The sequence below is a fragment of the Flexivirga caeni genome (assembly GCF_003724155.1).
GTDB lineage: Bacteria > Actinomycetota > Actinomycetes > Actinomycetales > Dermatophilaceae > Flexivirga > Flexivirga caeni.
The window spans coordinates 18164-27512 of record NZ_RJJQ01000028.1 but is presented as its reverse complement, the minus strand read 5'-3'; the positions used below and the strand labels follow the sequence as shown (position 1 = coordinate 27512).

The following is a 9349-nucleotide window of genomic DNA, read 5'->3' as shown; positions in this document are numbered from 1 at the left end:
ACTGATCAAGAGCAAAAAATGCTACAAAACCAATCAACCAACAAACAATTGGCATCAATCACTCGACACGCTGTTGAGTTCTCAAAAAACGACTGCTCCCGTTTGCTTCGCGTTTCCGCTCCGCTCTTGGGGCTTTTAAAACTTAACACTCTTTCCGCGCCCGTTTCAAATCGGCGTTTCGGGGAAACCGAAAGCGATCGAAAGGATCTGCTGGGAGTGGTTTGGCTGCTCCGGGACCGGCCGCCGCAGCCTTGGCCGCTGGTGTCCGTGCCTCCCGGGCAACGAGGGTCTACGTTACCTGATGTCCACTCTCGCTGACAACTTGGCTGCAGGCCCTGCGCTGGTGATGTCGCGCACACCGGCTACTGCCGGTTCATGCGTTCGTCGCCGTGACGCGAGGTGGAACATTACGCACCGCCGGTCCGCCGCGCAAATCGGCTCCGCCCAGCTGAGCGGAGCCGATCGCCATCGCACAAAGTCAGCGAACCAACCGCGCTGCGGCCAGGTGCTTGCGTCCGCGTTTGAGCAACGCGATCTGGCCGTGCAAGAAAGCGTCAGCGTCCAACTCTGCCCCCTCGTCGGCCACCTTGACGTTGTTCACCGACACTCCACCCTCGCCGATCAGCCGACGCGCGGCGTTACGCGAGTCGGCGATCCCCACGGCGATCAGCGCGTCCACTACGGACGTTCCCACTGCTACCTCACCGCCAGAGAGTTCCGCAGTCGCGTCGCGCAAGGTTCGCGCGTCCAGCGCCGACACGTCGCCCTTCCCGAAGAGCGCTTCCGAGGCAGCCTGCACGGCGGTTGTCGCCGCCGCGCCGTGGACCAACGTCGTGATCTCGGCCGCGAGTGCCCGCTGCGCCGCCCGCCGGAACGGCTCGTCCGCGACCTGCCGCGCGTAATCGTCGATCGCGGCACGATCCAGATCGGTGAACACGCGCATCTTGTCGATGACGTCGGCGTCGTCGAGGTTGATCCAGAACTGGTAGAAGGCGTATGGCGACATACGGTCCGGGTTCAGCCAGAGGGCGTTGCCCTCCGACTTGCCGTACTTCCGTCCGTTCGCGTCGGTGATCAGCGGAGTCGTCATCGCATGCACCGCGGTGCTTTCGGCCGATCGGATGAGATCCACGCCGGCCAGCAGGTTGCCCCACTGGTCGCTGCCGCCCAGCTGCAGCGTGCAGCCCTCCGCGCGGTAGAGATGCAGGAAGTCCAGCCCCTGCAGGATCTGGTAGCTGAACTCCGTGTAGCTGATGCCCTGGTCGCTGTTCAGCCGGCGTGCAACCGCCTCCTTCTTGATCATGGCGTTCACCCGGAAGTGCTTGCCATAATCCCGCAGGAAGTCCAGCGCCGAAATCGGCGCGGTCCAGTCCAGGTTGTTCACCATCGTTGCCGGGTTGTCGCCCTCGAAGTCCAGTAGCGACGCCACCTGCTGCCGGATCCGGTCCACTGCCCCAGCAACTTCGTCCTTGCTGCGCAGCACCCGTTCCGAGTCCGGTTTCGGGTCACCGATCAATCCGGTGGATCCGCCGACGAGACAGAGCACCCGATGCCCCGCGCGCTGCAGCTTCCGCGCCACGATCAGCTGGACGAGATTGCCGATGTGCAGTGAGTCCGCGGACGGGTCGAAGCCGACATACATCGTGATCGGCCCGTCGGCGAGTGCCTCGCGCAGCGCGGCCCCATCGGTGGTCTGTGCCACCAGGCCACGCCACTGCAGCTCGTCGAAGATGTCGCTCACGATCAATCCGTCCTCTCGGTTGTGTTTGGCGGCCGGTCTGTCGCCCGGGCCAAGCCTGCCGTATCAGGGCCGGGAGCGACGACGGGGTTTCGCGGGCCGGTATGGCGAGACGGTCGGGTCGCCGTCGATCCAGAACCGCCACGGGTATGCCGCGCCGTCGCCGCCTGGACCGGACACGCCCACCCGCGGGCCGGAGCGCACGGCGACGTCGGACACCGGATCTTTCCACTCCAGGCGCACCGGCGAGCGCCGATCGTGCAGGTTGATCCCCTTGTCCGCCAACACAATTCCGAGCGCCTGCGTGAGCCGCGCGGGTCCGCGAGCGAGGTCCCGGTCGGTCGACCGGCCTCGCCGCGAGCGCGCCGTCGCGAGGCCGCTGATCACTTCGCCGGCGCGCATCAGCACCGCTGCTGCCTCCCCATCAGGCCCGCAGACATAGTTGCAGCAGGTGTGCATGCCGTAGGTGAAGTAGCAGTAGAGATGACCCGGCGGGCCGAACATCACCTCGGTGCGTGGCGTCCGGCCGCGGAATGCGTGCGATCCGGGATCTCGCCGGCCGGCATACGCCTCGACCTCCGTGACCCGCACGGTGACGCCGCGACCGATGAGGTGCGCACCCAGCAGCCGCCGTGCTGTCACCAGGGGGTCAGTGGTGTCCATCGAGCCACGCGACGATCCGGTCCGCCGACTCCGTCGCGTCCAGGTCAGTGGTGTCCAGCAGCAATGCGTCGGGCGGGGCGGGAGCGGTGCCCTTCGTGAGCACGTCGTCCACCTTGGACGGGTCACGCAGCTTGTTGCGCACCGCCCGGTCGGGCAGCGTCAGGCGGCGTCGGATCTCCTCGGGCTCGCAGTGCAGCCACACCGGGTGGAAGGACGCGTCACGCGTGGTGGCCAAACCACGGATCACCTGTGCCGCCGCGGCATCTTCGGCAGTGTCGATCAGCCAGTTGGTGAAGATGTGGGACGTTTCCGCTGGCGCCGCGAGCACGGCCTCGTGGACGATCTCCCGCACCCTCCCCGCGAACGGGATCGCCTGCGGATGCAGGCTACCCATCCCGTTGACGCCGAGCGCCGTGAAGACCGGATCGTTGATCAAGTGGTTGTCGATCAGCGCCGCGCCGGTGCGCTGCGCCACGAGGGCGCCGATGGTGCGCTTGCCGGATGCCGGTGGCCCGACGAGTTGGAGGATGAACGACATGGAGGCAGTGTGGCAAAGCCCGCGTGCCGCAGAGCAGGTGGCCGGATCACCCGTCCCGAAACCTCGACCGTCGAAGGTTAGGGACCTCAAAACCGGGCAAACCCGTCCCGAAACCTCGACCGTCGAAGGTTAGGGACCTGGTCAGCGCATACTGCCAGCGCCGGCTGGTCAGCGCGCCCGCTGCGGTACGTCGATCTGCGTCGATGCCCACGCCCGCGCGGTCGCGACGGCATCGCGAACCTGCTGCAGTTGCTCGGCGACCCGGACCGGCGCCGTGCCGCCGACTGCGTCCCGTGACGCGAGGGAACCCTCGACGCTGAGCACCGTCCGCACTTGCGGGGTGAGCGCCGGGTTGATGGCGGCCAGGTCGTCATCCGACAGGTCCCACAGCTCGATGTCGCGCGACTCGCAGACGCGCACACACTCCCCGGCGACCTCGTGCGCGACACGGAATGGCACGCCCTGTTTCACCAGCCACTCCGCGACGTCGGTCGCCAGCGCAAACCCTTGCGGCGCAAGCGAACTGAGCCGGTCGGTGTGGAACGTGAGGGTCGCGACCATGCCCGAGAACGCCGGCAACAACACCTCGAGTGTGTCGACGGCGTCGAAGACCGGCTCCTTGTCCTCCTGCAGATCGCGGTTGTAGGCCAGGGGCAGCGCCTTGAGCGTCGTCATCAGGCCGGCGAGGTCACCGATCAGCCGGCCGGCCTTGCCGCGGGCGAGCTCGGCGACGTCGGGGTTCTTCTTCTGCGGCATGATGCTCGACCCGGTCGAGAACGCATCGTCCAGCGTGACGAACGAGAACTCCTTGGTCGCCCACAACACGACCTCTTCGGCGATGCGGGAAATGTCGACCGCGGACATGGCGGACACGAAGGCGAACTCAGCGACGAAGTCACGGCCTGCCGTGCCGTCGATCGAGTTGCGCGTCGAGGTGCTGAACCCGAGATCCTTTGCTACCGCCAGCGGATCGAGCCCGAGCGACGAGCCCGCGAGCGCCCCTGAACCGTATGGCGATTCGTCCGTGCGCCGGTCCCAGTCCCGGAACCGGTCGACGTCGCGCAGCAACGCCCAGGCATGCGCCAGCAAGTGGTGCGCGAGCAGCACCGGCTGGGCGTGCTGCAGGTGAGTGCGCCCGGGCATGGGCACGTCGAGGTGCTCGTTCGCCTGTGCGACAAGGGAATCCACCACGTCGAGCACGAGCCCGGACACCGATCGCGCATGGTCGCGCAGATACATCCGGAAGAGCGTCGCGACCTGGTCATTGCGGGACCGTCCGGCACGCAGACGGCCACCGACGTCGTCGCCGGCACGCTCGATGAGGCCGCGCTCCAGTGCCGTGTGGACGTCCTCGTCATCCGGCGCCGGCGCGAAGGCGCCACTGCGCACGTCGGCGGCGAGCGTGTCCAGCGCGGACACCATGGCGCCCAGCGTGGCGTCGTCGAGCAGGCCGGCCGCGTGGAGCACGCGGGCGTGCGCCTTCGACCCGGCGATGTCGTATGGCGCGAGCCGCCAGTCGAAGTGGGTCGACTTCGACAGTGTGGCCAGCGCGTCTGCCGGACCACCGGCAAAACGTCCGCCCCACAGGCTGATTCGTTCTTGGGCGTCGGTCACTGGGTGCTCACTCTCGGTCGTCGTCTGGGGTGGGTACGTGTCGTCCGTGTGGTCCTGCGCCGTCTCCGGCCAGTTCCAGCAGTGTCCCGCTCACCGAGCCGGACCGACCGTCCGCCGCGATGATCAGGATCGTGTCATCTCCGGCAATCGTGCCGAGCACATCTGGCAGATCGGCACGGTCGATCGCCGACGCCAGGAAGTTCGCAGCGCCGGGCGGCGTGCGCAGCACTACCAGGTTGCCGGACACCGTTGCCGTGACGAGCAGATCGGCACAGATGCGGCGCAGCCGTCCGTCGTCCTCGCCACCGTCCGCGCCGGTCACCAAGGCGCGGTCGCCGCCTTCGCCCGGGACGGCATACACCAGCTGCCGTCCGATGCGGACCTTGACCGCGCCGAGTTCGAGCAAATCTCGCGAAAGCGTCGCTTGCGTGACCCGGATGCCGTCGGCGCTCAGCCGCCGCGCAAGGGACGCCTGAGAACCGATCGACTCGCGCGTGAGGATCTCGGCGATCCGTTGCTGGCGGGCCGCCCGGCTGCTCGCAAGTGAGGCGTCGTTGGTCATTGTGGAATCTCGGAAGTCCCTGCCGTTGCTGATGATTCGAGCAGGAAGGAGAGCACGGCCTTCTGTGCGTGCAGCCTGTTCTCGGCTTCGTCCCACACCACCGACTGCGGCCCGTCGACAACCTCGCCGCTGATCTCGAATCCGCGATAGGCGGGCAGGCAGTGCATCACGATCGCGTCGTCCGCGGCATGACCGATCAGGCCCTGGTCGACCGCGAACTTGGTGAACGGACTCTCGGCGCCCTTGCGGTCGGCGGTTTCCGCTTCCTGTCCCATCGACACCCACGTGTCGGTGATCACGACGTCGGCACCCAGCACCGCGGACACCGGGTCGTCGGTCACCTGCACGGATCCTCCTGTCTGTTGGGCGATCTCGGCTGCCCGCCGCAGGATGTCGCCCCGCGGCTGGTGTGTCGGTGGCGCGCCGATGCGCACCTGCATGCCTGCCGTGGCACCGCCCAGCAAGTAGGAGTGCGCCATGTTGTTGGCACCGTCTCCGACATAGGTCATCGTCAGCCCGGCGAGGGCACCCTTGTGCTCGCTGATCGTCAGCAGATCCGCGAGGATCTGGCACGGGTGAAAGTCGTCGGTGAGCGCATTGACCACGGGCACAGTTGAATTCGCGGCCATCTCCTCGAGGTGGTCCTGGCCGTAGGTTCGCCATACGATCGCCGCGACCTGGCGCTCGATCACCCGGGTCACGTCCGCGATCGACTCGCGCGTGCCGATCTGGGCGAGGTTGCCGTCGACCGTCATCGGGTGTCCCCCGAGCTCGGCGACGCCGACGGTGAAGGACAGCTGGGTGCGCAGCGTCGGCTTGTCGAAGATCAGCGCCACGACGCGCGGTCCGGCCAGCGGCCGGTGCGCGAAGCGGTCGGCCTTCATGGCTGCCGCGCGCTGCAGCACCAGAGCCTGCTCGGCAGGAGACAGGTCGTCGTCCCGCAAGAAGTGCCGGGTCATGCTGTCGCCTCCTGGACGATCTGCGGAAGTGCTGCCACGAAACTGTCCAGCTGCTCCGCCTGTATGACGAGTGGCGGCGCCAGCCGAATCACCTGCGGTGCCACAGGATTGATGATGAAACCGGCCGCGCGGGCAACGCTTGCGACTGCGACGCTGATCGGTGAGTCCAGCGTGATCGCACGCAACAGTCCCTGGCCCCGCACCCCGGTGACGTGCGGGACGGCAGCCTGCGCCACCTGCGCCGCCAAGTGCTCGCCCATCGTCCGAGCGTGCGCCAGCAGCCCTTCGTCCTCGATCGCGCCGAGCACGGCCAGTCCGGCTGCCGCCGCGAGCGGATTGCCGCCGAATGTCGTGCCGTGCTGACCGGCGGTCAGCAGCGCCGAGACCTCCGGCCCGAAGGTGATCAGTGCCCCGGTCGGCACTCCGCCGCCGAGTCCCTTGGCGACCGTGATCGCGTCCGGGACGATCCCGGCGTGCTGGAAGCCGAACCACTCGCCGGTGCGGCCGATGCCGGTCTGGATCTCGTCGATGATCAGCAAAGCGCCTGCAGCGCGGGTGATTTCGCGTGCTTCGCGCAGGAATTCCACCGCCGGCTCGATCACGCCGGCCTCGCCCTGCACCGGCTCGAGCACCACCGCGCTGGTGCCGCTGTCCACCGCAAGACGCAGCGCGTCGGGGTCATCGTACGGGACGTGTGTGACACCGGGCAGGAGTGGCTCGAACGGCTCGCGATAGGCGGCCTTGTGGGTCAGCGCGAGCGCACCCGTCGTGCGGCCGTGAAAGGCATGTTCGGCGGCAACGATGCCAGTGCGACCGGTGCGGCGGGCCAGTTTGATGGCCGCCTCGATGGCCTCCGTCCCGGAATTGGCGAAGAACACGCGCGAACCGGCCGGCGCCGCCGAGACCTGCAGCAGCCGCTCGGCGAGCAGGATCTGCCCGGGCGAGGTGAACAGGTTGGAGACGTGCAACGCCTCGCCTGCCTGTTTGGACACTGCGGACACCAAAGCGGGGTGGCCGTGTCCCAGGGCATTGACGGCGATGCCGCCGACCAGGTCGAGGTAACGGCGTCCGTCGACGTCCCATACGTAACAGCCCTCACCGTGCGAATGCACCAGTGGCGGCGTGCCGAACACTCCGAGCATGCTGTCCGAATAGCGTTGCAGCCACTCATCGTTCGCGGTCATAGTGCCTCCTGGCCGTCGGGCAGGACCATCGTGCCCGTGCCCTCGTCGGTGAAGATCTCCAGCAGGATCGAATGCGGCGATCGTCCGTCGATGACGTGCGTTTGCGGCACTCCACCGCGGATGGCGCGCACGCACGCCTCCAACTTCGGCACCATCCCCGCGTCGACCCGCTGCAACAACTCTTCCGCCTGGCTCACCGGGATCGAGCTGAGCAGGCTGTCCTTGTCCGGCCAGTCGGCATAGATGCCCTCGACGTCGGTCAGCACGACCAGCTTGTGCGCACCGAGCGCGACGGCCAGCGCCGCAGCGGCTGTGTCCGCGTTGACGTTGAGGACCGCACCGTCGTGATCGAGGTCGGGCGCGACCGAGGAGACGACCGGGATGCGGCCGGCAGCCAGGATGTCTTCCACCGCAGCGGGATTCACCGTCACTACGTCTCCCACATGCCCGATGTCGACCGTCTCTCCATCGACCAACGCGCCGCGCCGGCGCGCGCCGAAGAGGGCGCCGTCCTCCCCCGACATCCCGACGGCGAGCGGCCCGTGCTGGTTGATCAGCCCGACGAGTTCACGGGACACCTGCCCGGTGAGCACCATCCGGACGACGTCCATCGCATCCGCCGAGGTGACCCGGAGGCCGCCCTTGAACTCCGAGGCGATGCCGAGCCGGTCCAGCATCGCCTGGATCTGCGGGCCACCGCCGTGCACGACCACGGGACGCAGGCCGGCATACCGCAGGAAGGCGACGTCCTGCGCGAAGTTCGCCTTCAGCTCGCCGTCGACCATCGCGTTGCCGCCATACTTCACGACGACGAGCGCGCCGCGGAAACGCTCCAGCCACGGCAGTGCCTGCACCAGAGTGTTCGCCTTGGCGGCAGCGGTTGCCCGGTCCACTGGGATCCGTTTCATGTGCTGTACGCCGAGTTCTCGTGGACATAGTCGTGCGTCAGGTCGTTGGTCCAGATAGTCGCGGCCTGCGCGCCCGAGTCGAGATCGACCACGATGCGCACGTCGCGTCCGGTCAGGTCGACCAGATTGCGGTCGTCGCCGACACCGCCGTCACGGCACACCTGGATCCCGTTGATGGACACCCCGAGCCGGCTGGGCTCGAACGCCGCACGAGTCGTCCCGACCGCTGCGAGGATGCGGCCCCAGTTCGGATCGCGGCCGAAGATCGCGCACTTGAAGAGGTTGTTGCGCGCAATCGAGCGCCCCACCTCCAGGGCGTCGTCCAGGCTCGCCGCGTGCACGACCTCGATCGCGATGTCGTGCGCCGCGCCTTCTGCGTCACCGATCAGCTGCTGGGCCAGATCGGCACACACCTCGGTGAGCGCCACGCCGAAGGACTCCGGCTCCGGGTGGACGCCGGACGCGCCGGACGCCATGAGCAGCACTGTGTCGTTGGTCGACTGACAGCCGTCCGAGTCGATCCGGTCGAAGGTCACCGCCGTCGCCGCACGCAACGCCGCCGCAGCCTCGCCCGCGTCAAGCACCACGTCGGTGGTGATGACCACGAGCATGGTCGCCAGTGCCGGTGCGAGCATGCCGGCGCCTTTCGCCATACCCCCCACGGTCCAGCCGTCGCCACCGGCGACGGCCTGCTTGCTCACCGTGTCGGTCGTCATGATCGCTGTCGCTGCGGCCGGACCGCCTTGTGGCGACAGCGAATCCAGTGCCGCGTCGGCACCCGCGAGCAGTTTCGGCATCGGCAGCAGCTCGCCGATCAGACCGGTCGAGCAGACCACGACGTCACCCGCGGAAACCCCGAGCCGGCCGGCGACGTGCTCGGCGGCCGCGTGGGTGTCGACGAAGCCCTGCGCTCCGGTGATCGCGTTGGCGCCGCCCGAGTTGAGGATCACCGCGTCGACCCGGCCATCGCTCACCACCTGGCGCGACCAGGTGACCGGAGCCGCCTCCACCCGGTTGCTGGTGAAGACCGCAGCCGCCACGTGCTCCGGGCCGTCGTTGACCACGACGGCCACGTCGGGTTTGCCGCTGGGTTTCAGCCCGGCGACCACTCCAGCCGCGCGAAACCCCTGGGCACTCGTCACGCTCATGCACACCCCTCCTTCGTCGGGGTAGGCATTCGCCC

At 68.0% G+C, this 9349-nt stretch carries 10 protein-coding genes; 1 reads left to right on the top strand and 9 read right to left on the bottom strand.

Annotated elements, in window-relative coordinates; genetic code table 11:
- Nucleotides 1-318: hypothetical protein (locus EFY87_RS20750; RefSeq protein ID WP_220093718.1), on the top strand; the 318-nt coding region annotated here is incomplete at its 5' end.
- Nucleotides 319-478: 160 nt separating this feature from the next.
- Here EFY87_RS20750 and tyrS read toward each other — a convergent pair.
- From tyrS to argJ, 9 genes are all read right to left on the bottom strand, one after another.
- Entirely contained in the window at nt 479-1741 is a 1263-nt protein-coding gene (tyrS, locus tag EFY87_RS19160; protein WP_123273091.1) for a tyrosine--tRNA ligase, read from the bottom strand.
- A 63-nt stretch (nt 1742-1804) separates the two neighbouring features.
- The gene (locus EFY87_RS19155) at nt 1805-2401 is read right to left on the bottom strand and encodes a DNA-3-methyladenine glycosylase (protein WP_123273087.1); all 597 of its coding nucleotides are present in this window, start codon (nt 2399-2401) and stop codon (nt 1805-1807) included.
- Entirely contained in the window at nt 2388-2939 is a 552-nt protein-coding gene (locus EFY87_RS19150; RefSeq protein WP_220093717.1) for a P-loop nucleotide/nucleoside kinase family protein, read from the bottom strand. Before EFY87_RS19150 ends, EFY87_RS19155 begins: the two co-directional genes overlap by 14 nt.
- A 168-nt stretch (nt 2940-3107) precedes the next feature.
- Nucleotides 3108-4553, bottom strand: a complete 1446-nt coding sequence (gene argH, locus EFY87_RS19145; protein ID WP_123273086.1) for an argininosuccinate lyase — start codon at nt 4551-4553, stop codon at nt 3108-3110.
- Nucleotides 4554-4560: 7 nt separating this feature from the next.
- On the bottom strand, nt 4561-5115 hold the full coding sequence (locus EFY87_RS19140; RefSeq protein WP_123273085.1) for an arginine repressor: 555 nt from the start codon (nt 5113-5115) through the stop codon (nt 4561-4563).
- Nucleotides 5112-6074 carry an ornithine carbamoyltransferase gene (argF, locus tag EFY87_RS19135; protein WP_123273084.1) on the bottom strand — a complete coding sequence of 321 codons (963 nt, stop codon included), beginning with the start codon at nt 6072-6074 and terminating at the stop codon, nt 5112-5114. The genes EFY87_RS19140 and argF overlap by 4 nt, the downstream gene beginning before the upstream one ends.
- Nucleotides 6071-7258 (bottom strand): acetylornithine transaminase, encoded by a 1188-nt coding sequence (locus EFY87_RS19130; protein WP_123273083.1) that lies wholly within the window; start codon nt 7256-7258, stop codon nt 6071-6073. The genes argF and EFY87_RS19130 overlap by 4 nt, the downstream gene beginning before the upstream one ends.
- Entirely contained in the window at nt 7255-8166 is a 912-nt protein-coding gene (argB, locus tag EFY87_RS19125; RefSeq protein WP_123273082.1) for an acetylglutamate kinase, read from the bottom strand. Before argB ends, EFY87_RS19130 begins: the two co-directional genes overlap by 4 nt.
- Complete coding sequence (gene argJ / locus EFY87_RS19120; protein ID WP_123273081.1) at nt 8163-9314, bottom strand: bifunctional glutamate N-acetyltransferase/amino-acid acetyltransferase ArgJ; 1152 nt, start codon at nt 9312-9314, stop codon at nt 8163-8165. Before argJ ends, argB begins: the two co-directional genes overlap by 4 nt.
- Between the last annotated feature and the right edge of the window lie 35 nt (nt 9315-9349).